The 26300-nt window shown below is 70.3% G+C and carries 23 protein-coding genes; 12 read left to right on the top strand and 11 right to left on the bottom strand.

Features of this window, described 5'->3' with window-relative positions; genetic code table 11:
• Positions 1–67: 67 nt before the first annotated feature.
• The 3 genes from A3IC_RS0144330 (at position 68) to A3IC_RS63455 (ending at position 4292) form a co-directional block, all read left to right on the top strand.
• Positions 68–1519, top strand: coding sequence for a menaquinone biosynthesis decarboxylase (locus tag A3IC_RS0144330; protein ID WP_020556494.1), 1452 nt, complete (start codon positions 68–70; stop codon positions 1517–1519).
• Positions 1498–2430, top strand: a complete 933-nt coding sequence (gene mqnP / locus A3IC_RS0144325) for a menaquinone biosynthesis prenyltransferase MqnP (protein ID WP_052174071.1) — start codon at positions 1498–1500, stop codon at positions 2428–2430. Before A3IC_RS0144330 ends, mqnP begins: the two co-directional genes overlap by 22 nt.
• A 215-nt stretch (positions 2431–2645) precedes the next feature.
• Positions 2646–4292, top strand: coding sequence for a TerD family protein (locus A3IC_RS63455; RefSeq protein WP_020556492.1), 1647 nt, complete (start codon positions 2646–2648; stop codon positions 4290–4292).
• 131 nt (positions 4293–4423) lie between these two features.
• Here the strand turns inward: A3IC_RS63455 and ccsB are convergent, their stop codons facing one another.
• From ccsB to hemL, 6 genes are all read right to left on the bottom strand, one after another.
• Positions 4424–5440 carry a c-type cytochrome biogenesis protein CcsB gene (gene ccsB / locus A3IC_RS0144305; protein ID WP_052174084.1) on the bottom strand — a complete coding sequence of 339 codons (1017 nt, stop codon included), beginning with the start codon at positions 5438–5440 and terminating at the stop codon, positions 4424–4426.
• A gap of 44 nt (positions 5441–5484) precedes the next feature.
• Positions 5485–7197: a cytochrome c biogenesis protein ResB gene (resB, locus tag A3IC_RS0144300; protein ID WP_020556490.1), complete on the bottom strand. Its 1713-nt coding sequence runs from the start codon at positions 7195–7197 to the stop codon at positions 5485–5487.
• A complete protein-coding gene (locus A3IC_RS0144295) occupies positions 7197–7952 on the bottom strand; it encodes a cytochrome c biogenesis CcdA family protein (RefSeq protein ID WP_020556489.1) in 756 nt (251 codons plus the stop codon). Before A3IC_RS0144295 ends, resB begins: the two co-directional genes overlap by 1 nt.
• Positions 7953–7957: 5 nt before the next feature.
• Positions 7958–8572, bottom strand: a complete 615-nt coding sequence (locus A3IC_RS0144290; protein WP_020556488.1) for a TlpA family protein disulfide reductase — start codon at positions 8570–8572, stop codon at positions 7958–7960.
• Between the two features lie 125 nt (positions 8573–8697).
• The gene (locus A3IC_RS0144285) at positions 8698–9378 is read right to left on the bottom strand and encodes a histidine phosphatase family protein (RefSeq protein WP_026219441.1); all 681 of its coding nucleotides are present in this window, start codon (positions 9376–9378) and stop codon (positions 8698–8700) included.
• A gap of 2 nt (positions 9379–9380) precedes the next feature.
• Positions 9381–10697 carry a glutamate-1-semialdehyde 2,1-aminomutase gene (gene hemL / locus A3IC_RS0144280; protein ID WP_020556486.1) on the bottom strand — a complete coding sequence of 439 codons (1317 nt, stop codon included), beginning with the start codon at positions 10695–10697 and terminating at the stop codon, positions 9381–9383.
• Positions 10698–11025: 328 nt separating this feature from the next.
• Between hemL and A3IC_RS0144275 the strand changes: the two genes are divergently transcribed.
• The 5 genes from A3IC_RS0144275 (at position 11026) to A3IC_RS60085 (ending at position 15555) form a co-directional block, all read left to right on the top strand.
• Positions 11026–12018 carry a hypothetical protein gene (locus A3IC_RS0144275; protein ID WP_020556485.1) on the top strand — a complete coding sequence of 331 codons (993 nt, stop codon included), beginning with the start codon at positions 11026–11028 and terminating at the stop codon, positions 12016–12018.
• 203 nt (positions 12019–12221) lie between these two features.
• The gene (locus A3IC_RS0144265; RefSeq protein WP_020556484.1) at positions 12222–12653 is read left to right on the top strand and encodes a hypothetical protein; all 432 of its coding nucleotides are present in this window, start codon (positions 12222–12224) and stop codon (positions 12651–12653) included.
• Between the two features lie 101 nt (positions 12654–12754).
• Entirely contained in the window at positions 12755–13444 is a 690-nt protein-coding gene (locus A3IC_RS63450) for a TetR/AcrR family transcriptional regulator (RefSeq protein ID WP_026219440.1), read from the top strand.
• A 44-nt stretch (positions 13445–13488) separates the two neighbouring features.
• Positions 13489–14427, top strand: coding sequence for a TauD/TfdA dioxygenase family protein (locus A3IC_RS0144255; protein WP_020556482.1), 939 nt, complete (start codon positions 13489–13491; stop codon positions 14425–14427).
• A gap of 213 nt (positions 14428–14640) precedes the next feature.
• A complete protein-coding gene (locus A3IC_RS60085; protein WP_020556481.1) occupies positions 14641–15555 on the top strand; it encodes a helix-turn-helix domain-containing protein in 915 nt (304 codons plus the stop codon).
• Positions 15556–16187: 632 nt separating this feature from the next.
• On the opposite strand, the gene A3IC_RS0144240 is transcribed toward A3IC_RS60085, so the two are convergent.
• The 5 genes from A3IC_RS0144240 to A3IC_RS0144220 form a co-directional block, all read right to left on the bottom strand.
• Positions 16188–16376 carry a DUF397 domain-containing protein gene (locus A3IC_RS0144240; RefSeq protein ID WP_020556479.1) on the bottom strand — a complete coding sequence of 63 codons (189 nt, stop codon included), beginning with the start codon at positions 16374–16376 and terminating at the stop codon, positions 16188–16190.
• Positions 16377–16667: 291 nt separating this feature from the next.
• Positions 16668–17510, bottom strand: coding sequence for a hypothetical protein (locus A3IC_RS0144235; protein ID WP_158696345.1), 843 nt, complete (start codon positions 17508–17510; stop codon positions 16668–16670).
• Positions 17511–17630: 120 nt separating this feature from the next.
• Entirely contained in the window at positions 17631–19343 is a 1713-nt protein-coding gene (locus A3IC_RS70415) for a serine/threonine-protein kinase (RefSeq protein ID WP_020556477.1), read from the bottom strand.
• Between the two features lie 134 nt (positions 19344–19477).
• Positions 19478–20650: a cytochrome P450 gene (locus tag A3IC_RS0144225; RefSeq protein WP_020556476.1), complete on the bottom strand. Its 1173-nt coding sequence runs from the start codon at positions 20648–20650 to the stop codon at positions 19478–19480.
• Positions 20651–20668: 18 nt separating this feature from the next.
• Positions 20669–21307: a TetR/AcrR family transcriptional regulator gene (locus A3IC_RS0144220; RefSeq protein WP_020556475.1), complete on the bottom strand. Its 639-nt coding sequence runs from the start codon at positions 21305–21307 to the stop codon at positions 20669–20671.
• Between the two features lie 226 nt (positions 21308–21533).
• On the opposite strand from A3IC_RS0144220, the gene A3IC_RS0144215 reads away from it, so the two are divergent.
• The 4 genes from A3IC_RS0144215 to A3IC_RS0144200 all read left to right on the top strand — a co-directional run bounded on the left by A3IC_RS0144215 (position 21534) and on the right by A3IC_RS0144200 (position 26065).
• Positions 21534–22709, top strand: a complete 1176-nt coding sequence (locus A3IC_RS0144215) for a CaiB/BaiF CoA transferase family protein (RefSeq protein WP_020556474.1) — start codon at positions 21534–21536, stop codon at positions 22707–22709.
• A 118-nt stretch (positions 22710–22827) separates the two neighbouring features.
• The gene (locus A3IC_RS0144210; protein WP_020556473.1) at positions 22828–23532 is read left to right on the top strand and encodes a nitroreductase family protein; all 705 of its coding nucleotides are present in this window, start codon (positions 22828–22830) and stop codon (positions 23530–23532) included.
• A complete protein-coding gene (locus A3IC_RS0144205) occupies positions 23529–24380 on the top strand; it encodes an SDR family oxidoreductase (RefSeq protein ID WP_020556472.1) in 852 nt (283 codons plus the stop codon). The genes A3IC_RS0144210 and A3IC_RS0144205 overlap by 4 nt, the downstream gene beginning before the upstream one ends.
• A gap of 2 nt (positions 24381–24382) precedes the next feature.
• The gene (locus tag A3IC_RS0144200) at positions 24383–26065 is read left to right on the top strand and encodes an acyl-CoA synthetase (RefSeq protein ID WP_020556471.1); all 1683 of its coding nucleotides are present in this window, start codon (positions 24383–24385) and stop codon (positions 26063–26065) included.
• Positions 26066–26300 lie beyond the last annotated feature (235 nt).

Genomic DNA, 26300 nt, shown 5'->3' with positions numbered 1-26300 from the left:
TCCAAGGTAGCCCGGTCGGCCGGGTGCGCGTGCGGGCGCGGCCGGTCCGTGTCGGATACTGGCACGCATGGCATACGGGACCTTGCGCGCTTTCCTGAAGGCACTGGAGAAGCGCGGTGAACTGCGGCGCGTCCGCGCCGAGGTCGATCCGCATCTGGAGATCGGCGAGATCACCGATCGGGTGAACAAGGCCAAGGGCCCGGCGTTGTTGTTCGAGAACGTCAAGGGCAGCTCGATGCCGCTCGCGATGAACGTCTACGGCACCGACGAGCGCATGCTGATGGCACTCGGGCTGAGCAGTTACGACGAGTTGTCGGAGAAGATCGGCGGCCTGCTCAAGCCGGAACTGCCGCAGGGCTTCACCGGGATCCGCGAGGCGTTCGGCAAGCTCGGTTCGGTCGCGCACATCCCGCCGAAGAAGATCAAGGACGCACCCTGTCAGCAGGTCGTGCTCAAGGGCGACGACGTCGACCTGGACACCATCCCGGCGCTGTTCACCTGGCCCGAGGACGGTGGCTCGTTCTACAACCTGGGCCTGACCCACACCAAGGACCCCGACACGGGCGTGCGCAACCTGGGCCTGTACCGGCTCCAGCGGCACGACAAGCGCACCATCGGGATACACTGGCAGATCCACAAGGACAGCCGCAACCACTACCAGGTGGCCGCCAAGCGCGGTGAGCGGCTGCCGGTGGCGATCGCGTTCGGCGCGCCGCCGGCGGTGACGTACGCGTCCACCGCGCCGCTGCCCGGGGACATCGACGAATACCTCTTCGCCGGATTCATCGGGGGCCGGCGGATCGAGATGGTCGACTGCGTGAGTGTGCCGCTCCAGGTGCCGGCCGAGGCCGAGGTGGTGCTCGAAGGCTGGTTGACCCCGGGGGAGATGTTGCCCGAGGGCCCGTTCGGCGACCACACCGGCTTCTACACGCCGCAGGAGCCGTTCCCGGCGCTGACCATCGACTGCGTGACCATGCGCGAGAAGCCGCTGCTGCAGTCGATCGTGGTCGGCCGGCCGCCCACCGAGGACGGTCCGCTGGGCAAGGCGACCGAGCGGTTCTTCCTGCCGCTGCTCAAGATCATCGTGCCGGACATCGTGGACTACGACCTGCCCGAGGCGGGCGGCTTCCACAACTGCGCGATCGTCTCGATCGACAAGAAGTACCCCAAGCACGCGCAGAAGGTGATGAGCGCGATCTGGGGTGCGCACATGATGTCGCTGACCAAGCTGATCGTGGTGGTGGACGCCGACTGCGACGTGCACGACTACCACGAGGTGGCGTGGCGGGCGTTCGGCAACACCGACTACGCGCGCGACCTGCTGCTGACCGAGGGGCCCGTGGACCACCTCGACCACGCGTCGTACCAGCAGTTCTGGGGCGGCAAGGCGGGCATCGACGCGACCCGCAAGCTGCCCGAGGAGGGCTACACGCGCGACGGCGGTTGGCCGGAGATGGTCGTGTCGGACCCCGAGACCGCCGCCAAGGTGACCCGCCGATGGAAGGAATACGGACTGTGACGTCCGCCGCGCTACCCGCTCCCGGTGCACCGTCGGAGGTGGGCCGGGTCAAGGCGTTCCTGCGCCTGGTGCTGATCGAGCACTCGGTGTTCGCGTTGCCGTTCGCCTACATCGCGGCCTTCACCGCGATGTACGAGACCGACGAACGCCTGCACTACCGGGAGCTGTTCCTGGTCACCGTGGCGATGGTGGGCCTGCGCACCTTCGCGATGGCCTGCAACCGGATCATCGACCGCGAGATCGACGCGCGCAATCCGCGCACCGCGACGCGCGAGCTGGTCACCGGCGCGGTGTCGGTGCGGACCGCGTGGATCGGCGCGCTGGTCGCGCTGTTCTTCTACCTGGTCTCCGCCGCGCTGCTCAACCCGCTGTGCCTGGTGCTCGCGCCGGTCGCGGTGATTCCGATGGTGATCTATCCGTACGGCAAGCGGTTCACCGACATCCCGCACGCGATCCTGGGCATCGCGCAGGCGATCGGCCCGATCGGCGCGTGGCTGGCCGTCACCGGCGAGTGGTCGTGGCAGGCGGTCGTACTGGGCCTGGCGGTGGGCACCTGGATCGGCGGCTTCGACCTGATCTTCGGCTGCCAGGACGTCGCGGCCGACCGCGCGCACGGCGTCAAGAGCGTACCGGCCAGGTGGGGCATCGCCGCCGCGCTGAACGCCTCGAAGTTCACCCACGTGGTGACCACGCTGCTGTTCGTCTGGTTCGGCGCGCTCACCGGCGCGGGCTTCTTCTGGTGGCTGGGCCTGCTGATCGTCGCCGCGGCGTTCGTCTACGAACACTCGCTGCTGGCACCGGACGATCTGTCCAAGCTCAACCGGGCGTTCTTCACCACGAACGGCTTCATCGGCATAGCGCTGTTCGGGTGCGCGCTGCTGGACCTGGGCGTGCGGGGGCTGCGGCCGTAGGCCGGTCGGGCGAGTTCGCCCGGGTCCTCCGCACCACTCTGCTCATACGCGTGGACCACGCCCGTACACCAGCGCCGCACGCTCGTCGGCCCTGTCCACGGAGCGGGAGGAAGTGCCGCGTCGAGTACCGATCCGGCGCCGGCCAAGGCCGCGGCGCGGATCGCCGCATAAGATCCCGGCAGGGGATCGTGTCGACTCGGGGGGGTTGGTCATCGATGGCGCATGTCGTGTTGACGACGGGCGCGAACGCGCCGCTCGGCGACGAGGTCGTCGAGATCGTCGTGTCGTGGGAGGGGCGCGCGGGCGTCGATGTCTCGGCGCTGCTCCTCACCGCCGATCATCTGGTGCGCGGTGACGCGGACTTCGTTTTCTGGAACAACCCCACGAGCCCCGACGGTGCGGTTCGACTCGCCGACGGCGGGCGGATGAGCGTGGTCACGAGCGCGGTCGCCGCCGACGTGGCGAGCCTGGTCGTGGTGGTCGCGGCCGACGGCCGGACGGGCGCGGAAACCCTCGCGGACGTCCGCGGCCTACAGGCCGTCGTGGGCGAAATTCTCTACCGGCCCGACGACTTGACGCGCGGCCAGACCGCGGCCGTGCTGGTCGAGGTGTACCGGCGCGCGGACGCGTGGAAGGTACGCGCGGTCGGTCAGGGCTACGCGAGCGGTCTCGCGGGCATCGCCACGGACTTCGGGATCGAGGTTGCCGAGGAACCCGAGGAAGCGCCGACGGCCCCGGAGTTCGCGGTGGGCTTCGCGATCCCCGACGGGGTGGAAGCACCCTCGGACTTCGCCGCCCCTGCCGCGCAGCCGGCGCCCGTCGCCTTCGCTCCACCTGTCGCACAGCCACAACAGCAGGTCCCGGGGCCCGAGTTCGCCGCGCCCCCGGCCGCCGCTCCGGAGTACGCCACCGGCTTCGTGGCGCCCGCACCCGCACCGGCCTTCGTCGGCTTCACCCCGCCGCCGGCCATCGCACCGCCCACCGCCCCGGTACCCGCCCCGACACCCGCCTCCCCGGTGTCGCGGGCGCTGTCTCGGCTGCGCCGCCGCCCGGGCGCCCCTACCCAGCCGGCCCCCGAGCCGACCACCGCGTACGTACCCACGCCGTACCCGGCGGCGACCCCGTACGCTGGCGCGCCGTCGAACATGACCAAGCCGCCGCTCGGCGCGATGAAGCTGACCAAGGATCAGAGCGTGGCACTGCCGTGGGACGGCGACCCCGGCATGGTGATCACGGCGGCGCTCGAATGGGACGGCGGCACCGCGTACGACGACTTCGACGAGGCGGACCTCGACCTGTACGCGCTGTTCGTGCCGCGCATCGAGGCGGTTCCGCCGAGCGACAGGCGAATACCGACCAGGGGCGCGGTCTACTACCGCAACTTCGGCTCGACGACCGCCGAGCCGTACATCCACCTGGACGGCGACGCCCGCAGCCCGGGCCGCGAGGTCGTCCGGATCACCCGCCCCGACCTCCAGGGCCACGTGCTGATCTGCGCGTACAGCGCGCTCCTCAACGGCAGTGGCAGCTTCAAGTCCTACGGCGCCAAGGCCGTCGTCGACGACGGCCGGGGCTCGGTCGTGACGGTTCCGCTCCTCGACGACAACGACAACGGCTACTGGGTCGCGATCTCGCTGATCGACTTCACCCGGCCGGAGGGCCCGACGATCCGGCACGTCGAGCGATACTCCGAGGCCGGCGAGGAACGCCCGATGCTCTACGCCGACGGGCGCTTCGCGATGGGCATGGGACCCATCGAGTTCAAGGGCGACGACGACCCCATCCACGAGTTCGAATGGGAAACGATCCTGGCTCCGGCCCACCACCGAGACATCCACGAGGGGCACAACCTCCACCCCTGACCGGCCGGCCGCCGGGTGGGGGCCGCACCGTGGGCTCGTGGTGCGGCACACCGTTGCGAACGACGAAACGGGTCTGCCCCGTCGCCCCCTCACGAGGGTGACGGGGCAGACCCGTTCGGAAGGACCGCGGCTCAGACGCCCGCGTACGAGTGGAGCCCGTTCACGAAGATGTTGACGCCGTAGTAGTTGAACAGGAAGCAGGAGAAGGCGACCAGGGAGACCGCCGCGGCCTTGGTGCCCTTCCAGCCGGCCGTGGCACGGGCGTGCAGGTAGGCCGCGTAGGCCACCCACGTGATGAAGGACCAGACCTCCTTGGGGTCCCAGCCCCAGTAGCGGCCCCACGCGTTCTCCGCCCAGATCGCGCCGCACACGATGGCGAAGGTCCACAGCGGGAAGATGATCGCGTTGACCCGGTAGGCGGTCTTGTCCAGCGACGCCGAGCTGGGCAGCCGGGCCAGCTTGTCGTCGAAGCGGCCCGGCTTGGTCCGGGTCGGGTCGGCCTGCCGGCGCTCGTAGCCCTGGCGGAACAGGAACAGGATCGAGGCGAGCGCGCCGATGTGGAAGGCGCCGAACGAGACGATCGCGGACGCGACGTGGATCCACAACCAGTACGAGTCGAGCGCCGGGACCAGTTGCTCGGAGTCGGTGTACAGCACCGTGACCGCGACGCCGAGCGTGGTGAGCACCGGCAGCGTCACGAACAGGCCCAGCCAGCGCACCGGGTACTTCCACAGCAGCGCCAGGAAGGCCAGGACGACCATCAGCGCCACGGATGTGGAGAACTCGTACATGTTGCCCCACGGCGCCCGCTCGACCGAGATGCCGCGCGTGAGCACGGAGCCGGCGTGGAGCAGGAAGCCGAGCGCGGTCAGCGAGACCGCGACCCGGCCGATCCGGTCGGCACGGTCGTTGCCGCCCGCCACGTCGCCCCGGTCGTCGGCGTCGTCGCCGTCGTGCCCGCCCTCGCGCAGCACCACCACCGGCCGCTCGGCCAGGGCGACCCCGCCGCCCGCACCCGCGGCCGCCGGCTCCAGAACCTCGATCGACAGGTCGGCCGACCGTTTGGCCACCGCACCGCTGCTGCCGAAGGTCCATTCCATGCAATAGGCGAAGAACGCCATCAGGTAGACGGCGATCGCCGAATACATCAGCACATTGCTGAATTGGGCGAGATTCTCGTTGACGCCCACGCTCACTCCTTGACCTTGGTGCCGGGTGAGTTCGCCGGCGCGGCCTCGCGCAACGCGTCCACGAACTCCTGTACCTCATCGCCGAGGCCCCCACCCTCGGTGCGGGCGAGCCCGCCGACCTCGACGACCGTGTGGCCGTCGGGGCCCTCCACCGCGCGCACCCACATTCGGCGGCGGCGAACGAACAATGACAGCACGAGGCCGACGATCGCGGCCACCACGCTGAAGAGCGCGAGCCCCTTGCCGGGCTCGCTGGCCACCTGGAAGTTGGCCCAGGTCTTGACGCCGTCGAAGGTGATGCTGCCGGCGCCGTTGGGCAGGTCCGCGGTGTCGCCGACCTTGAGGGCCCTGCGCCACACGTCGGCACCGTCCATGAACTTGGACATCTTGTCGGCCTTGAGCGCGTAGATGTTCTGCGGGATGCCCGAGTCCATGCCCAGGTCGCCCTCGTAGCCGCTGATCATCAGCCGGGGGTTGAGCAGCGACGGGAACACCGAGATCGGACCGCGCTTGGGATCCACCAGCAGGTTGCCGTTCTGGTCCATCGGCGCGCTCGGCAGGAATTGCGCGTCGAAGCCCAACTGCTTGAGCCCGGCACTGACGTCGGGAACCTTGATCACGCCGGTCGAGGTCCGGTTGCCGTCCTGGGGCAGGAAGATGGTCGGGCCCTTGTAGGCGATCTTGCCCTTGGCGTCGCGCACGGTCACCTCCGGCGCGTAGCCGGTGGCGATCATGAACACCTTGGTGTCACCCACCTCCAGCGGGTGGTTGACCCTGATCGTCCCCGACTTGTCCTTGCCCTCGTGCCCGTACCAGGACTCGATGTGCGCGGTGAAGGACCTCGGCTCGCCGCGCTTGGCGCCGGTCGCCTGGAAGGTCTGCTCGACCGATTTCAGCCGGAACCCGAACGGCTCCAGGTTGTCCGCGTCCACGAGCGCGCCGAACTGGCGGTCGTCGTACTGGGTGAGCACGTTCGCGAAGCTGCCGCCCTCGACGACGATCTTGCCGCCCTTGACGCTGTACAGGCTGCCCAGCGCGAACGCGACCAGGATGCCGAACAGCGCTATGTGGAACAGCAGGTTGCCGCTCTCCCGGGCGTAGCCCTTCTCCGCCGCGATCGAGTCGGCGGTCGGGTTCAGCCGGAAACGGCGCTTCTTCAGCGCGCCGCGCGCGGCCGCCAGCACCGCGTCCGGGTCCGCCGAGGTCTCCCAGCGCGCGTACGCGGGCAACCGGGCGAAGTTGCGCGGCGCCTCCGGGGGCTTGGCCCGCAGCGTCTTGGCGTGTGCCCAGCAGCGCGGCACGATGCAGCCCGCGAGCGAGACGAACAGCAGGATGTAGATCGAGGCGAACCACCACGACGAGAACACGTCGAAGAGCTGGAACTTGTCCATGATCTTCGCGCGGTCGGGATGGTCGCGGAAGTACTGGCTGACCTTGATCGGGCTGACCGGACGCTGCGGGATCAGCGTCGGCGGCGTGGCCGCGACCGACAGCAGGAACAGCAGGATCAGCGCGACGCGCATCGAGGTCAGCTGCCGCCAGAGCCAGCGCAGCCAGCCGACCACGCCCAGTTGCGGTTGGCGGATCTCCTCGTCGCCCTCATCCTGCGCGGGCGCCGTGGACATCCCGGCGTCGGCTCTGGCCTCGGGCACCGCGATCCGGTCGAGATCGTCGTCCCGTGCGAGGTCTTCGTCGGTTCGGGTCTCGAGACTCATCAGAATCCGATCGTGTATTGCTGGCTCCAGGACTGCATCTCGCGCATCAACTGGTCCCACGCCCCGCTGAGCATGAGCACCCCGAGCAGCACGAGCATGCCGCCGCCCAGGCGCATCACCCAGACGTAGTGCTTCTTGACCCACCCGAACGCGCCCAGCGCCTTGCGAAAAGCAACCGCGGTGAGCAGGAACGGAACGCCCAGCCCCACGCAATACGCGACCGTGAGCAGCGCTCCCCGGTTGGCGCTGGCCTCGCTGGTGGACAGGGTCAGTACGGCCGACAGGGTCGGGCCGATGCACGGCGTCCAGCCCAGGCCGAACACCATGCCCAGGAGCGGCGCCCCGACCAGCCCTATGGCGGGCCGCTTGTGCATCCGGAACTCGCGCTGCAGGCCGGGTAGGACGCCCATGAAGGACAACCCGAGCACGATGGTGATCGCGCCGAAGACCTTGGTGATCGTCGACTGGTGTTTCGCCAGGGTCTGGCCGAAGTAGCCGAACGCGGCGCCGGTGGAGACGAAGACCACGGTGAAACCGAGCACGAACAGCAGCGCGCCGAGGAAGAGCCGACCGCGTCGGGCGTCCTTGAGATCCGCGCCGGAGATGCCGGTGACGTAGCTGAGATAGCCGGGCACCAGCGGCAACACGCACGGCGAGAAGAACGAGATCAGCCCGGCGAGCAGGGCGATCGGCAGGGCCGCCACGAGCGACCCGCTGTAGACCGTGTTGTTGACGCCCGCGGCTGCGACCAGCACCTGGATCAGGCCTTCTCGTTCGGCACGGGCTCGTTCAACACGGGGTCGATCATCGAGCGCAGTTCCTCGATGGTGACCGCACGCAGCACCCGGGCCGCGATCCGGCCCTCACGGTCGATGATCAGCGTGCTGGGGATGGCCTTCGGGTTCAGGTTGCCGGTGAACTTGAGGATCTCGTGCGCGTCCGGATCCCACAGGCTCGGGTAGGTGATGCCCTTGCTGTTGGTGAACGCGAGCGCGTTTTCCTGGGTGGCGTCGCGGGTGTTGATGCCCAGGAACTGCACACCCTTGTCCGCGGTCTCGGTGTGCGCCTGCTGGAAGTCGGCGGCCTCGGCCCGGCACGGCGGGCACCACGAGCCCCAGACGTTGAGGACCACGACCTTGCCCTTGAAGTCGGCGAGGCTGATGTCCTTGCCCTCCAGCGTCTTGCCGGAGACCTTCGGAGCGGCGGTACGGTCGCCCGTCTTGGCACGCACGATGCCGCTCTTGTCGCTGTCGACATAGCCCTTGCCGTCGCCGTTGCTCTTGTTGCCGGCGCTCATCCCACCGCAGCCGGAGAGTGCGAGCAGGGCCGCGGCGGTGAGCAGCGCGGCACGACGAGGCAGGCGGCGTGTGAGCATGTGAAAAGTTTCGCATGCCTTCACGACCGCTCCACGCGGGGTCCGTCGTGCCGCCGACACTGCTTCAGTTCATCCTGATTCGTCCCAAATAAATGGGTGCCATGCCCCGAATGCGTGGCTTTGCGTCATGCCCCGAAGCTCTTGTTTTGCGTCTTGCCCGCGAGCTTCGCCGGAAGCAGGTCCCGAGCCGGTTCGCTGTAGCCGACGGAGACGATCTTGTCCCCCTCGTAGGTGAACGTGGTGAGCGACGCGAGCGAGCACTGCCGGTTTCGCGGGTCGTGCCACAGCCGCCGCCGCTCGACGAAGGAGCGGGTCACCCAGATCGGCAACTGGTGGCTCACGCACACCGCCTCGTGCCCGCGCGCGGCGTCCCGGGCGGCGCCCAGCGCGCCCATCATCCGCACCACCTGCTCGATGTACGGCTCGCCCCACGAGGGCTTGAACGGGTTGGTGAGGTGCTTCCAGTGCGTCGGGTTCTTCAGCGAACCGTCGCCGACCCCGAAGGTCTTGCCCTGGAAGATGTTCTCCGCCTCGATCAGCCGATCGTCGGTGGCGATCTCCAGCCCGTGCCGGTCCGCGATCGGCGTGGCGGTCTCCTGGGCACGCTCCAGCGGTGAGGACACCACGTGGGTGATGTCCCGCCCGGCGAGGTGGTCGGCGACCCGCTCGGCCATCTTCAGGCCCAGCTCCGACAGGTGATAGTCGGGCAGGCGGCCGTACAGGATGCCGTGCGGATTGTGCACCTCGCCGTGGCGCATGAGGTGGACGATCGTCACATCGCGATTGGTCTGCGGCTTCTGAGCCATCGTCAGTTCTCCTGGGCACTCGCTGCGGCGCGGGCTGCGGCCGGCAGCGCGTCGAGGATACGGTTCACGGCCGCGTCGTCGTGGGCGGCGGACAGGAACCACGCCTCGAACGCGCTCGGCGGCAGGTACACGCCGGCGTCCAGCATCGCGTGGAAGAACGCGGAGAAGCGGAACGACTCCTGGGTGCGTGCCTGGTCGTAGTCGTGCACCGGGTGATCGGTGAAGAAGATCGAGAACATGTTCCCGGCGGTGGACACGGTGTGCGCCACGCCCTCCTTGGCCAGGGCGGCCGAGACCTCGGTGCGCAGCGCGAGCGAGACCCGGTCCAGGTCCTTGTACACCACGTCGGTGCAGTGCCTCAGCGTGGTGACGCCGGCCGCGGTGGCGACCGGGTTCCCGGACAGCGTGCCGGCCTGGTAGACCGGGCCGAGCGGGGCCAGCCGGGACATCACGTCGGAGCGCCCGCCGAAGGCCGCGGCCGGGAAGCCGCCGCCCATCACCTTGCCGAAGGTCAGCAGGTCGGGCACGACACCCTCGATACCGAACCAGCCCGACTTGGACACCCGGAAGCCGGTCATCACCTCGTCGGAGACGAACAGCGCGCCGTGCCGCTCGCACAGCGCCTTGAGTCCCGCGTTGAAGCCCGGACGCGGGGTGACCACGCCCATGTTGCCGGGGGCCGCCTCGGTGATCACGCAGGCGATGTCGGGGCCGTGCGCGGCGAACGCCGACTCGACGGCGGACAGGTCGTTGTACGGGAGCACGATGGTGTCGGCGGCCGAGGCGCCGGTCACTCCGGGCGTGTCGGGCAGCGCGAAGGTGGCCAGGCCGGAGCCGGCGGCGGCCAGCAGCGCGTCCACGTGACCGTGGTAACAGCCGGCGAACTTGATCACCTTGGCCCGGCCGGTGAAGCCGCGCGCGAGGCGGATGGCGGACATGGTGGCCTCGGTGCCGGAGCTGACCAGGCGGACCTGCTCGACCGGGGCGACCCGGGAGACGATCTCCTCGGCGAGTTCGACCTCGCCGGCGCCGGGTGTACCGAAGGAGGTGCCGCGCGCGACCGCCTCGCGGACGGCCTCCTGCACGGCGGGGTGTGCGTGGCCGAGGATCATCGGGCCCCACGAACACACCAGGTCCACGTATTCGCGGCCGTCCGCGTCGGTCAGGTACGGACCTCGGCCCGAGACCATGAAGCGGGGCGTGCCGCCGACCGCGCGAAAGGCGCGCACCGGCGAGTTGACCCCGCCGGGGGTGACGGCCCGCGCACGCGCGAACAGGGCGGCGGAGGCGGGTGCGGGGTTCTCGTTGACAGAGCTCACCCGGTCATGCTCTCAAACAAACCGGGCGCCCTCGTCGCCCCCGGCGGCGCGGCGCCGCGGGCGCCGGACGGCGAGCGCCGGGGCACCCGGACGGACCAACCACATGGGCGCCGGGGAGGGTGTGCACGGATTCGCGTTGGTTCCCGGGGATCCGGCAACCGAAACCGAGGGCCGGGAGCAGTATGATCGGGCCACCCGGACCCGTGCCCACGGGTGAGGCATGTCCGGCGGGGTGCAGCACGACGATCGGGGTGCGCGCGTGGCGGCGAGAACACGTCGGAGTGGGCGGTCCGGGCGACACCACCGGATAGCCGGCGGTCTCGGACCGGTGCTGGCGACGCTGCTGTTGCTGGCCGGGGCCGCCGCCTGCAGCGACGGGGATTCGGACGACGGCGGTACGACGGGGCTGCGCGGCGCCTTGGACGCGGTGCGCGACGAAGCCTCCACCCGGGGCTGGTTCGAGTACGGCGACACGGCCGCGATCACCAAGGCCAACGGCGGCACCACCCTCACCGGGCCCTACGGCACGTTGATCGGAATCGGCTCGCCCGATCTGGGCGGGCTGCGCGAACAGGTGGCACCGGCACTGGGTTTCGACCCGGCCAAGGCGCGCGAGTCCTGGTCGGCCGGTCGACCGCCGTATCAGGGCGGGGTGTTCGTCGGCGGTTTCGACAAGAAGACCGTGCTCGACCGGCTCAGGGCCCTGGGCGCCAAGCCGGATCCGACCGAGCCGAGTGCACAACGGCTGCGTGGAGACAACGAGTTGGCCCTGGACGACGCACTGGCGCAGAAACTGCCGCTGGGCAACAACCACTTCAACGTGATCCGGGTCGCCGACCGGCAGATCGGCTACGGCCCGACGCTGCAGGGCGCCGACCTGACTCGCGGCGGCAACAGGCTCGGCGCCGACCCGACCGTGCGCGCGCTGGCGGACTGCCTGGACAAGCCGCTGGCCGCGGTGATCACCGATCGGGCCGCCGGTGGCGAGAGCGCGAACGGGCCCAGGATCGCGGTCGGGGTGACCGGCAAGGCAGGCGCGCCGGGGACCGACGTGCTGTGTGTGGCGACCGGGTCGGAACAGGGCGCCCGGGCCGAGGCCGATCGACTGCGCACCCTGTTCACCGGCGGCGGCACCACCGCGGCGGGCGTGCCGTGGAGCGCGGTGCTGACCGACGTACGCTCCGCGGTGGTCGGCGCGAACGTGGTGAAGATCACCGCGCGTTCCGCCGGTTCGGTGCGAACGGGCGTATTCGTCAAGGCGTTGAACGACATGTCGCTCGGCCAAACCTTCTCGGGCGGGCCGCCTGGCCGGGAGTCCTGACGCATGCCGGGGCGGGACCGGTTCCGAGTGGTGCACACCTGTTACCCAACCGCGGTACGGAATGCCCGGATGACCTGCGACGATCTTCAACGAGTCCCCTCGATCACCGACCAGACCGAGACAAGCGAGCAGGGAGCGATGGCGTCGGGCGCCACGGGTGTGCGCACGTGTCACGGAGCCGACCTTGGTCGGGAGGTGCACACGTGGGCGTGACATATGAGTACTTCGGCGCACCCGATCGCGCGACCGCGGCGCGGGTGCCTCCGCTGATCGATCCGACCGACACGGTGGAACGCCCCAGTAATTCCTATGTGTCGTTCGTGAAACCGGAGACGGTCAGCGCCATGGTGCTGTCGCTGCTCGGGGACACCCCGCAGGACGCGACGCCGCCGCTGGAGCTGGTCGTGCTGCATCCCGCGCACGCGGTGATGCAGTTGCCGCCGATGTTGATGGACGTGCTGCGCAACGCGACCGAGGAGGAACTGGGCGCGGCGGCCTTCATCTGGTCGACGTTCCCGGACCGACGAGTGCCGCGCGACGCGTATCTGCTGTACCGGATGTTGCACGACTGGACCAAGTTCGCCCGCGAACTGCACCACGCCGGGCACCAGTTGTACTGCCTGATGCATTCGTGACGCTGATGCCCTCGTAGCGCGGCCCGGCTCGGAGTGGCGATGCCGGCCCCGCTCCGATTAACCCACTTGAGTTATTAACCCACACGGTTTAACGTGCGGCCATGACAGGGACGCACGACGCTCCGGCGTCGGACCGCGGTGCCGGCGCACGCCTTTTGATGATCGAGGCCGCGGAACGGCTGTTCGCCGAACGCGGCATCAACGGGGTGTCGCTACGCGAGATCGGCGCCCAGGCCGGACAGCGCAACACCGCCGCGGCGCGCTACCACTTCGGGTCGAAGGAGACCCTGGTGGACGCGGTCTTCCGGCATCGGATGGAGCCGGTGAACGCGCGGCGCCTGGCGATGCTGGACGAACTCGACCGGGCCGGGCACGGACACGACGCCCGGGGTCTGATCGAGGCGTTCCTGTATCCGCTCGCCGCCACCCTGGGCGAACCCGGCAAGCCCAGTTGGTACCTGCGCTTTTGCCTGCACGCCGCCTTCCTGAAGGGCACCGCGGTGCGCGACCTGGCCCGCGAGGAGTGGACACGCGGGATGTACACCGTGCGCGAGCGCATGCTCGGCCTGCTGGCCGAGTTGCCCGCGCGCGTCCGGGACGAGCGCTGGGTGCTGCTGTCGTCCTACCTCACGCACGCGCTCGCCGACCGCGAGATGGCGCTGCACCACCCCGGTCGGGGCACCCCCACCGATCGGGAGGTCTTCCTGGCGGGCCTGACCGACACCGCCGTCGCCCTCTTCCTGGCCCCGGTCTCCGCCCGGACCGAGGCCGCGATCGCACAATCCCCCTGAGTCCCGCCCGGTGCGGGACCTCGCTCGGCTCTGGAGGTTCGGCAATGACGAGCACCATCGACCAGCCCACCTACGAGGACCCCACTCCGGCCTCGGCCGCCGCGCTGGGCCTGGAGGTCCGGCCGATGGCCGGGCACATCGGCGCGGAGATCTTCGGCGTCGACCTGACCCGAGCGCTGACCGACGACGTGGTAGCCGAGATCCGCGCGATCTGGCTGAAGTGGAAGGTCGTGTTCTTCCGCGACCAGCACCTGACCCAGGAGCAGCACAAGGCGTTCGGCCTGCGGTTCGGCGAACTGGCGCCGGGACACCCGACGTTGCCGGCCGCGTTCCCCGAACACCCGGAGATCCTGCTGCTCGACAACGAGCAGTTGGGCATGGGCGGCGGCGGCAGCTTCGTGGAGAGCCGCTGGCACACCGACGTGACCTTCATTGCGAATCCGCCGACCGCATCCATCCTGCGCGGGGTGATCGTGCCGCCCTACGGCGGCGACACCCAATGGGCCAACCTGACGCTCGCCTACGAGCGGTTGTCCGACCCGCTCAAGGACCTGCTCGACGGGCTGCACGCGGTGCACCACAACTCGCTGCCGGTCAAGCGCGGCGAACTGCCGGGCAAGCTGGCGAAGCAGTTCCTCGGCGAGGGTCTGCGCGCGGTGCACCCGGTGGTGCGTGTGCACCCGGAGACCGGCGAGAAGGTGCTGTTCGTCAACCCGAACTTCACCAGCCACATCCTCGAACTGACCCGGCAGGAGGGCGCTCACATATTGGAGATGCTCTACGCGCACATCGCCGACGCGGAGTTCAGCGTGCGCTTTCGCTGGCAGCCGGGCAGCATCGCGTTCTGGGACAACCGCGCGACGGTGCACCTGGTACCCACGGACGTCCCGCCGGGCATGCGCCGTTCGATGCAGCGGGTGACCCTGCGGGGCGCCAATTCGGTCGGCCCGGACGGCGCCGAGTCCTACGTCCTGGAGGGCTGACCGACCCGGGGATCACCGATCGGCTTCGTCCGCCCGGATCCGACGCCCGCGCACCTGACGGGGCGTCGGATCTGCCGGTCGGACATCAGCGAGGGGGCTTGTCGGGTCGCCCGATTCGACGGGATGCTGTTCTCCGGGTGGCGTTTGTGCACCACCCGTTCTGCGCCCTCGCTAGATGCGAGATCGCTGCCGACAGCCTTTGGGGGGCGGCCGATGCCGACACGGGACCCGATGTTCCAGGGGCGCAGGCTCCGAGCCTTTCTGCGCCAGACGCGCGAGGCGTGCGGGTTCATCCAACGGGACGTCGCGGTGGAGATGGACTGGTCGCTCTCGAAGCTGATCCGGATCGAGACCGGCCAGGTGAACATCTCGACCACCGACCTCAAGGCACTGCTCCAGCACTACGGCGTGGTCGAGCCCGCCCGGGTCGCCGAGTACATCGACATGGCCCGAGCCTCGAAGCAGCGCAGTTGGTGGTACCAGTACCGGAACCACATCTCCAACGAGTTCAAGGTGCTGCTCGGCTACGAATCCTCGGCCACCGTCATCCGCAACTTCGAACCGCTCCTGGTCCCGGGCCTGTTGCAGACCGAGGAGTACGCGCGCGAGGTGCTTCGGATCATGGCCCCGCCGGAGACCCCCGGCCAGGAGGATCTGGTCGCACTGCGCATGGAGCGGCAGGAGCGGTTGATCCGGCCGGACGGCCCCGCCCTGCACTTCATCGTGGACGAGAGCGTGATGCACCGCACGGTGGGCAACGCCGCGATCATGCGCAACCAGATCCGGCGCATGCGCGACTTCGGTGAATGGCCGAACATCACGTTACGAGTGATCCCGTTCACCGCGGGCCTCTACTCCCGGGCCCGGATCGCCTACCAGCTCCTGGAGTTCCCGGAGATCGAGGACGAGGCCGTGCTGTTCATCGAGAACCCCTCGGGCGACATGATCATCCGTGAGGGCAACCAGGAGGACCCGCCGGCCGTCTCGCCGCTGTCCTATCTGGAAACGTTCTGGGGCATCGAGCAGTTGGCCTCGCGCGACCTGGCGCCGGCCCTGCTGGACAGCGCCCTCGAACGCTTCGGCCCCGGCTCGGGACATCCGCTCCCGGGCGCCGACACCGGCGAGTAGACGATGTGCGAACGGCGTAGTGGCAGCAGGCCGGCTGCGTGCACGCGCGGAGCCAGGATGCGAGTTGAATACATCCTAAGAGCCACTTGGCTGTTTGCGCGTTCCTGCGCATAATGGCAAGTGGTATCCGTTGCTCGATGTCGATGAGCAGCACGGTTTCGCGGCGGCCACCGCGAGGCGTCGAACGAGTTGTTCCGAAGTCGGATCTCATGACTTTTCGGGGCAACTCGTTCTTTTTTGCATGGTCCCTCGCATAGCCGACTCGGCTCACTCTGGCGGAAGCGGACATCCCCAGGCACAATCACTGATGAAGGCATTATCGCCTTCCATCCCACCCCTGCACGCCACACACCGTCGGCAAGAAAGGACGCTGGATTACGGAAAGGGGGTGAACTCGTGCAGGACGACTTCGAGAGGATGCTCCGCGTGATCTTTCTGCTGGTAGCCGTGGCCGCGGTGACAGCAGGAGCGCTTTATTACACGCTCCGGGCCGCCGGACTGCTCACTCTCATCGGGTAACGGATACCAACCCACCCGGGCCTCGCGCCCATGTCATTCGCGGCCTGCCGTCAGGCAGGCCGCCTCGCATGTCCGGGCCCGACGCGGCGAACGCGAAGAGGCGGCGGAGCCGGTCAGGCTCGCGGTCGGCCGGTCTCGGCCAGGAACGACCCCCACGATCGGGCCCCGAAGGCCAGCCGCGGCGCAGGTGCCTTCGAGTCCCTGACCTGGACCTCGTCGGCCAGCCTGGCCTCGACGCAGTTGCTCGTTGCGCTCGCGCTGCTCTTGCGCCACGCACGTCCCAGCGGATCGAACTCCGCCATGACTTGCCTCCGAAAAGGGCCGATGGAAATAGGGAAGCCGGCGACCGGATGATTCCGTGCAGGGTTCGACACCTCTGCGGGTTGACCGACTTCGAGGGCGCGCGCACAGCTTAGCGCCCGGGCTCGGTCGGGAGTGAAACCCCGCCGCACCCATCCGTATGAAATCGGGATGCGTCGCCTGGCGAATTGCCAGGTGGCGGATTGCGCTGTCGCTCACCCGTTCGCAGCATTCCCGACCCGCCCGGATATGACCGGTGAACGAGAGAAGGCGAAAGCCGTGAATTCGGATCATCAGGGTCCGGATCCGTTCTTTCCCAGTCGATCCCGGAGGCTGTCGACCAATCGGAGGAACCCGTCCGCGGGCGGGACCTTGGCCGGGTCGATGATCGTCTCCCGAACCACCGCCACCACCGGGCCGCTGCGCACGATGCCGAAGTCCACGTACTGGTCCAGGTTGCCGTTGATCACACCCTGGGTGCGCCACGCGTCGCCGGACCGGTCCAGCGCCTCGATCCGGGGCAGGCCATCCGCCGCCGGGTTGGGCTGATTGGTGGGACACCTGCCGGCCATGCCGCCGGTGAAGTCGGCGGCCGCCGCCTCGGCGGTGCGCTCGTCCGGGTAGCGGACCAGGACCACCAGTCCGCCGCCTTGTCGGTCGTGGTTGAACACGCGCTCCTGCGCCTCCACCGCGCCGAGCCCGGAAATGGTCTGCGTCGCGCACGGGCCCAGGCTCTCGGTCAGCGCCTGCCGGGTCTCCGTCACGTGCCAGTTCTCGTACACCCCGGCCACCACCGGAAACTCCTGCGCACTCGGGTAGAACGCATCGCTGAGCGCCGCGGCGGTGGTGGTCACCGGGCTCACCGGCGGCTGCGCCGCGGCGGCCTCCCGACGCGGCGGCGGCCCGTCGCCCTCGGACCCGACGCCCACCAGGGTCGCCCCGCCGGCGAGCACCACGAGCGAGGCGGCGCCGATCAGGACCCGGTTGCGCAGGCGCCGTCGACGGACCACCCGGTGGATGCCCGCGACGGGCGGCAGCGGAACCCGTGGGGCGAGGTGCACCACGAGGTCGCGAAAACGCTCGTCGAGTCGCTCCACGTCGTGGTCGTCGTCCGCGTGCTCAGGGCTGTGCCGCATGTCCGAACTCGCCATTCCCCACTCGACCGGGCATGTACCACCCGGCAGGCCGTTCCGCATTCGACAGGTGTTCAGTTTGACGTATGGGCCGCGCGCGATGGTTCCCGGCCGGTCGGGCGCTCATCCCGTCCTGCGGGTGAGCGTGCCGCGCGATGTCGAGGTGAACACGCTGCCCGGCGATACGTAGGACATGGTGGTCGAGGTCAACGACTTGAGCTCGACGTCACTGTCCGTGCAGCCCGAATTGCGGGTCAGATGGCTGGTCAGCCGGACGCCGGCGTCCGCCGAGACCGAGAGCAGTTCCAGATCGGCCTCGCAGTCGGCCTTCTCGCCGAGTTGCCCGGTGGCGGTGAGCAGGCTGGTGCCGACCTTCTCGTCGCCCACCTTCCCGCCGGTCAGCGTCACGGTGACCTGGGAAACGCTGCCCAGATCCGAGCGCGTGGTCCCGGACCAGCTTCCCAGGTAGGCCTGCGGCAGGGTGCCCGGGCCGGTCGGCGGCGGGGCGGCGGCCGAACCGGTGCTCGGCCCGCCGCTCGACCCTTTGGAGGCTTGCGGGCCCGCATCGGTCGACGGCATCTCGCGTCCCTCGCCGGAAGCGACGTGGTCCGGGTCGTACTTGTCGCCCAACCACGGCCGCAGCAGCGCGAGCACGACGGCGCCCGCGATCAGCGCGGCGGCGAGCGGGTACACCCACCGGCGGCGCCACCATGGGCGGTGCGCCGGCGTCGGCGCGGGCGGCGGCACAGGCGTCGTCGTCAGCGGCGGCACATACGTCTCGGGCGCCGCGTCCGCGGGTGGCGCGTCCGCGGGTGGCGGGGCGGCGGGGCCCGCCGGGGCCTGTAACGGGTGGGACGGCGCGGCAGTCGCGCGCGAGCGGTCGTCCCACGTGGGCGCGCCGGTGCCGTCGCCGAGTTCGAACGAGCCCGCGTCCGGCTCACCGTCCTCGTCGAGTTCGAGCAGTTCGATCGCGCGTCGCGACAGCGCGGTGGTCAGGTCCGGCGGCAGCCAGTTGCCCACCACCAGGTCGGTCGTACCGTCCGGCGCCAGCGCGGCGAGCAACTCGGCGGGGGTGGGCCGGGAAGCCGCGTGCTTGACCAGGCACGCGCCGACGATCTCGCGCAGGGCGGCCGGCAGCTCGTCCAGGCGCGGCTCCTGCGCGACGATCCGGTACATCAGCGCCTGTCCGCTGCCCTCGCCGAACGGTCCCGTCCCGCTCGCGGCGAACACCAGCACCGAACCGAGCGAGAACACGTCGCTGGGCGGCCCGACATCGCGCCCGTCGACCTGCTCGGGCGACATGAAGCCGGCCGACCCGACGGTGTGCCCGGTCCGGGTGAGCACCGAGGCATCCATCGCGCGCGAGATGCCGAAGTCGATCACGCGCGGCCCGTTGAGGGACAGCAGCACGTTCGACGGCTTGATGTCCCGGTGCACCAGACCGGCCTCGTGCACCGCGATCAGCGCCTCGGCCAGGCCCGCGCCGAGCGTGCGCACGGTCGCCTCGGGCAGCGGCCCGCGCCCGGCCACCGCCTCGTACACGTTGTGTCCGGCGACGTAGCCGGTGACCACCCACGGCGTGCGCGCCTCGGTGTCCGCGTCCAGCACCGGCGCGGTCCAGGCACCACCGACCCGCCGCGCGGCGTCCACCTCGCGGCGGAACCGCTCGCGGAAGCCGGGGTCGTCGGCCCACTCCGCGCGCACCACCTTGATCGCGACGATCCGACCACCCCGGTTGCGCCCGAGGTAGACCCGACCCATGCCGCCCGCCCCCAGCACCCGGAGCACCCGGTAGCCGCCGATCTGCCGCGGATCCTCGGGCTCCAGCGGTTTCACAGGACATCCCCTCGTCGTCCGGCAGTTGGCCAGAGAATACGCGGCTGTCCGCATTTGGGGGGTCCCGGACGGCCGGTCCGGACCGGATCCGAGGTGCTTCCCTCGGGCCGGGGCCGGGCCGGCCGGGGGTCGGTTCAGAACTCGACCGGCAGTGCGATCAGGCCGCGGATGAAGGACGACGGGCCGTGCGCGAGTTCGGCGCCGGGGGCCAGGCGCAGGTCGGGCAACCGGCGCAGGAGTTCCTCGAAGGCGACCCGAATCTCCAGTCGGGCCAGCGAGGAGCCGAGGCAGAAGTGCGGCCCGGTGCCGAACGCGATGTGCGGGTTGGGGGTTCGGAAGGCGTCGAAGCGCTCCGGTTCGGCGAACACCTCGGCGTCGCGATTGGCGGCCCCGTACAGCATCATCACGGTCGAGTCGGCCGGGATCACCGTGCCGTGCAGTTCCACGTCACGTGTCGTGTGCCGGGCCATGTTGACCACCGGCGACACCCAGCGCAGCGATTCCTCGACGGCCGACGGGATCAGCGCCGGGTCCTCGCGCAGCCGGGCCAGTTGCTCGGGATTGGCCAGGAGCGCGGCGATCCCGCCGGAGATCACGTTGCGCGTGGTCTCGTTGCCGCCCACGAGCAGCAGCAGGGATTCGCCGATCAGCTCGTCGAAGGACAACTTCTCGCCGTCGATCTCGGCCCCGACCAGGATTCCGATCAGGTCGTCGGAGGGGGTCTTGCGACGGTCCTCGATCACCTGCGTGGTGTAGGCGACGTACTCGGTGAACGCCTCGCCCGCCTTGTGGCTGAGCTCGCCGCCGTCGGAGAGCATCACCATCACGTCGGCCCAGTGCTGGAGCTGGTCGCGGTGCTCGGCGCCGACCCCGAGCAACTCGCCGATCAGCGTCATCGGCAGCGGCGCGGAGAACTGCCGGACCAGGTCGGCACCGCGACCGCCCGCGAGCATCGCGTCGATCAGCGAGGTCACGATGTCCCGGACGTGCTCCTCCATCGCGGCGATCTGCCGGGGTGTGAAGCCCTTGGAGACCAGCTTGCGGCGGCGGTAGTGGGTCGGGTCGTCGGAGTCGATCATCGAGGGTTGCGGGTAGCCGATCGGGCGCGAGCCCTTGGCCGAGGAGAACAGTTCGGGATTGCGCTCGGCCCAGGCCAGGTCGGCGTGCCGGCTCAGGCCCCAGACGCCGGCGCGCTCGCTGTGATAGACGGGCGCGTGTTCGCGCAGCCAGGCGTAGTCGGCGAAGGGGTCACCGGCGTACCAGTCCCGGTCGAGCAGGTGGATGTCGCGGGTCGTGGGAGCCGTCATGGCAAGCCTCCGGGATGATCACGTATCGAGCGGGACATCGAGCGGGACGAAGAGTCGGACGGCGGTACGCATCAGGTTCTGCACCTCGTCGAGCGCGCGGCCCCGTGCGGTGAGGCTGACCAGGCCGGAGAGCAGGACGTGGCCGAGCACCGTCTCGATGTCGCGCCGCCGCTCCGCATCGGCGCCGTCCTCGCGATCGGCGGTTTCGCCGAAGGCAAGGCCGGTGATCCGGTGAATGCTCTGGTGGAAGGTCTCCTGCGACTGGCCGGCGGACGGGTCCGGCGCGGTCGCGGCCTGTACCACGGCCTCGGTCAGCAGCCGGTTCTCCGCGCTGACCTCGACGATCCGGCACAGCAGCGCGGCCAGCCGACCGGCCGGATCCACGGGCAGCGGCCGGGCCGCGAGTTCGTCGGCGAGTTCGCCGATCCACAACGCGGACACCTCGCTCAGCAGGTGGTTCTTCGAGGTGAAGTAGCGGTACACGGTGGCCCTGGCCACCCCCGCGCGGTCCGCGACGTCGTGCATCGTCACCGCCGCGTAGCCGCCCTCCAGGGCGAGGTCGCACGCGGCGCGCACCAACCGCTCGCGCCGGGCCTGTTGGTCTCGGGTGAGTGATCTGGTGAGGGTGATCGTCGAGCTGGTGCGGGGTTCGGCCACGGGAGAGCCTGTCCTTGGGGGTCGCGCTTCGGGCTGGGTGCCGCGGGCTTGATGCGGGGCCGGGGCGGAGTCGGATGCTCGGGACGTCGGGGTCCCGGGCGGTGTGCCGACTCGTTCCGCGGTGATCTTGCCTACGGATGAGACGGAAGTCTAGTCTGACGTCTCGTCAGATTTAGTGAGAACGTGTTCCAGTAATTTCGGGGCCCGATCGATCGCCGGAGACGCCGTGACCACCAGAAAAGGACCCCTCGCGGGCATTCGCGTGGTGGAGTTCGTCGGCCTCGGGCCGGGCCCGTTCTGCGGGATGCTGCTCGCCGACCTGGGCGCCGAGGTGCTGCGCGTGGACCGCGCGGACGAGGCCCGCAAGGGCTTCGCGAAGCCGCCGCGCAATCCGATGAACCGGGGCAAACACTCGATCGCGGTCGACCTCAAGCACCCGGACGGAGTCGAACTCGCGCTGCGCCTGCTCGCCGACGCCGACGCGCTGATCGAGCCGTTCCGGCCCGGCGTGATGGAGCGCCTGGGCCTGGGCCCCGACGTGGTCGCCGAGCGCAACCCGCGGCTGGTGTACGGCCGGCTCACCGGCTGGGGCCAGACCGGGCCGCTCGCGTCGGCGGCCGGGCACGACATCGACTACATCGCGCTGGCCGGGATGCTGGAGCCGATCGGCCGGGCCGGCCAACCGCCCAGCATTCCGCTCAACCTGATCGGCGACTTCGGCGGCGGCGGCCTGCTGCTCGCCTTCGGCCTGGTCGCGGCGCTGCTGGAGGCGGGTCGCTCGGGACGGGGCCAGGTGGTGGACGCGGCGATGATCGACGGCGCCGCGACGCTGGGCGCGACCTGGTTCACCATGGGCGCCGCCGGGATGCTCGGCCCGCGCGGGACCAACATGCTCGACGGCGGCGCGCCGTTCTACGACGTATACGAGACCGAGGACGCCAAGTACGTCGCGGTCGGCTCGATCGAGCCGAGGTTCTGGGCCGAGCTGATCCACCGGCTCGGATTGGCTCGGGACCCGGTGTTCGCCGACTTCGCCAAGCAGCACGACCCGGCGCACTGGCCCGCGATGAAGGCCCGGCTCGCCGAGGTGTTCGCGGGCCGCACCCGGGACGCGTGGTGTGCGCTCCTGGAGGGCACCGAGACCTGCTTCGCGCCGGTGCTCTCCCCCGGCGAGGCGCCCGCGCACCCGCACCACGTCGAGCGCGGCACCTTCCTGCATGCCGACGGCCTGCCCGAACCGGCCCCCGCGCCGCGCTTCTCCCGTACGCCCGCCGCCGTGCCGGCCCGGCCGGTGCATCCGGGACCGGCCGCACAGGGTGGCGACACGGACGCCGCGCTGGCCGGGTGGGGCCTGGCGGCGGCCGAGATCGAACGGCTGCGGGAAGCGGGCGCGATCGTCTGACATCGCGTCACCGGCGGAAGCGGGAGCGATCGTCCGACTTCGCGCCACCGGCGGAAGCGGGCGTACGCGTCCGACTTCGCATCACACCAGTACGGGCAACAGGTAGGCAGGGGATCGCATGGAGCTTCACGAAGCGCTGTACACCACGCGCGCGATGCGCCGGGTCGGGCCGGATCCGATCACGCACGACGTGCAGGCCCGCATCCTGGACGCGGCGGTACGCGCGCCCAGCGGCGGCAACACCCAGGGCTGGCGCTTCCTGCTGGTGGACGACCCGGGCGTCAAGAGCCGGCTCGGCCCGCTGTACCGGGACGCGATGGACAGCCTGTGGAAGACCGTGTACGCGCCGCGCGTGGCCGCCGCCGAGGCGGATCCGGACAGCGCCGAGAGCCGGTCCTTCGACCGGGTGCGGCGCTCGTCGCAGTGGCTCGCGGACAACTTCGAGCAGATCCCGCTGTTCATGTTCGGCTTCACCCGGCACGATCCCTCCGGCGGCTCGATCTTCCCGGCGGTGTGGAGCGCGATGCTGGCCGCGCGCGCCGAGGGGGTGGGCACCGCGCTGACCGCGGTGCTGGGCATCTCGCATCGGGACGCGGTCCTGGAGGTGCTCGGGGTGCCGCCCGACCAGGGCTGGCACATGGCGTGCTGCGTGTCGTTCGGCTACCCGACCGGGACGTGGGGCGTGGCGCCCAGGACACCGGTGCACGAGGTGGCGTATCGCAACGCCTGGGGTGCCCCGATCGGGTTCGAGGTGCCGGCGCCGTTGTGGCCTGCCGACGGTGCGGCGTACGTGCCCACCACGTTCGAGGGAGATGCCCGGTGACACGTGCCGACCTGCCACTGCACGACACGGTGGCGCTGGTGACCGGAGGAGGCAGCGGGATCGGGCTGGGCTGCGCACAGCGGTTCGCCGCCGACGGCGCGCACGTGCTGATCGCCGGCCGCAGCGCGGACCGACTGCGCGGCGCGGTGGCCGAGTTGGAGAAGGTCGCGGCGCCCGACGTGCGCATCGCGTACGCGGTGACCGACGTGACCGACGAGGACCAGGTCCGGGCGGCGGTGGCGAGCGCGGCCGAACTCGGCCCACTGCGCTCGGTGGTCGCCTCTGCGGGCGGCAACTCCACGATGGGGCCGCTGACTTCGATCGACACCGCCAAATGGCGCGAGACTGTCGAATTGAACCTGACCGGCACGATGCTCGTGCTCAAGCACACGGCCCGGCTGATGGCGGCGGCCGGCGGCGGCTCGTTCGTCGCCATCTCCTCGATCGCCTCGGCCAGGACGCATCGTTGGTTCGGCGCGTATGGCGTGAGCAAAGCCGGCATCGACCACCTGGTCCGGCTCGCCGCCGACGAACTCGGCGCGAGCGGCGTCCGGGTGAACAGCATCCTGCCCGGCCTGGTGGCCACCGAGATGGTCGACGCGGTCACCCAGGGCGGCCCGGTCCTGGACGACTACCTGGCCTGCACACCGCTGGGACGGGTCGGACAGGCCGACGACATCGCCTCGCTCGCGGCCTTCCTGGTCGGCCCCGAATCGACCTGGATCACCGGCCAGAACATCAACGTGGACGGCGGCCACCACCTGCGCCGGGGTCCCGACTTCCGGGCCTTCCTGGAGCCGGTCTTCGGCGCGGACGGCCTGCGCGGCATCGTCGCGGAAGGGAACTGACAATGACCCAGCGGGTATTCAACCTGGCCGACCTGTTCGAGGTCGTGGTGGACGCCTGTCCGGATCGGCTCGCGCTGGTCGCGGGCGAGGTCCGGCTGACCTACCGCGAACTGGACGAGCGGGCCAACCGGGTCGCGCACGCGTTCATCTCGGCGGGGTTGGCGACCGGCGCGCACATCGGCATCTATTCGCGCAACCGGGCCGAGTGGCTGGAGGCGATGATCGGCGCGTTCAAGGCGCGCATGGTGCCGATCAACATCAACTACCGCTACGTCGAGGACGAGCTGCGCTACATCGTCGACAACGCGGACCTGGCCGGGCTGGTCGTCGAGCGCGGTTACCTGCCCAAGGTCGCGGCGGTGCGCGACGACGTGCCGAAGCTCGCGCACGTGTTCGTGCTGGCGGACGAGACTGCGGAGGCGTTGGGGAGCGAGTCTGCGGAGGGGGCTGCGGACGGGGCTGCGGACGGCGCTGCGGGAGAGTTCGCGGAGGGCGCTGCGGAGGCGATTGAGGACGCGTTCGGGGCCGGCGGCGTTTTCGACTACGAAGCGGCGCTGGCGGCCGAGAGCGGTGCTCGCGACTTCGGGCAGCGCTCTCCCGAGGACCGGTACATGGTCTACACCGGCGGAACCACCGGCTTTCCCAAGGGCGTCGAGTGGCGCTCGCACGACATCTTCTGTTCGGCGATGGGCGGCGGAAACTTCGGCGGCGAGCCGATCGCGGATCCCGAGCTGCTCGCCGCCAAGGCCGAGGGCGCTCCGCTGGTCCAGATGCTGACCACGCCGCTGATGCACGGCAACGGCCAGTGGGTCACCTGGATCACCCTGTTCAGCGCGGGCACCGCGGTGATGTGGACCGGCCTGCGCTACGACCCGGCCGAGATCCTGCGCATGGTCGAACGTGAGGGCTGCGTGACGATGATGCTGGTCGGCGACGCGATGGCCCGCCCGATCGCGGACGCGTTGGAGAGCGGCGAGCACCGCGTGGAGACGCTCAAGGTGATCGGCTCCGGCGGCGCGCTGCTCTCCCCGGCGGTCAAGGCGCAGCTCACCCGGCTGATCCCCGGGCTGTACATCGCCGACAGCTTCGGCGCCTCGGAGTTCGGGGCGGGCAGCTCGCAGACCCCCGGCGGCCGCTTCCCGCTCAAGCCGAAGACCGCGGTGCTCGGCGAGGACCTGCGTCCGGTGGGTGTGGGCGAGAGCGGCCGGATCGCCCGGACCGGGTACATCCCGATCGGCTACTACAAGGACCCGGTCAAGACCGCGGACACCTTCCACATCGACCCGGACGGTGTGCGCTGGGTCATCCCCGGCGACTTCGCCAGGGTCGAGGACGACGGCGACGTGACTTTGCTCGGCCGCGGCTCGGTGTGCATCAACACCGGCGGCGAGAAGGTCTTCCCGGAAGAGGTCGAGGGTGTACTCAAGGCGCACCCGGCGGTGTACGACGCGGTCGTGGTCGGCGTCCCGGACCCCCGCTTCGGCGAGCGGGTGGCCGCGGTCGTGTCGCTGCGCCCGAACCACACGCTGACCACGAAGGATCTGGCCGAGCACGCCCGGGAGCAGCTCGCCGGGTACAAGATCCCGCGCGACCTGGTCACGGTCGTCGAGGTACCACGCACGCCGGCGGGGAAGCCGGACTATCGGTGGGCGAAGGAGACGGCGGTGGGGGCGCTGGGAGGGTGAGGGGTGGGGTGGGGTTGGGGGGTTGTTGGGGTTGGGGGGGTTGGGCCTGGCTGGCCGGAGGCGCGAGCGCGGTGAGCCGTCCGGGGGCCGGGCGTGAACGCGGCGAGCCGTCCCGGGGCCGGGCGTGAACGCGGCGAGCGTGGGCGGGGTCGTGGGGGCGGCGGGTCGTGCGCGGCCGGAGTCGTGACGGGGGCGTTGCTGCTTGTTGGGCGCCTTCGGCGCCGGCTCGCGAGGC

It is taken from the genome of Embleya scabrispora DSM 41855, from assembly GCF_000372745.1.
Classification (GTDB): domain Bacteria; phylum Actinomycetota; class Actinomycetes; order Streptomycetales; family Streptomycetaceae; genus Embleya; species Embleya scabrispora.
Note: the sequence above shows the minus strand (reverse complement) of the source record. Positions and strands in the feature narration are given on the sequence as shown.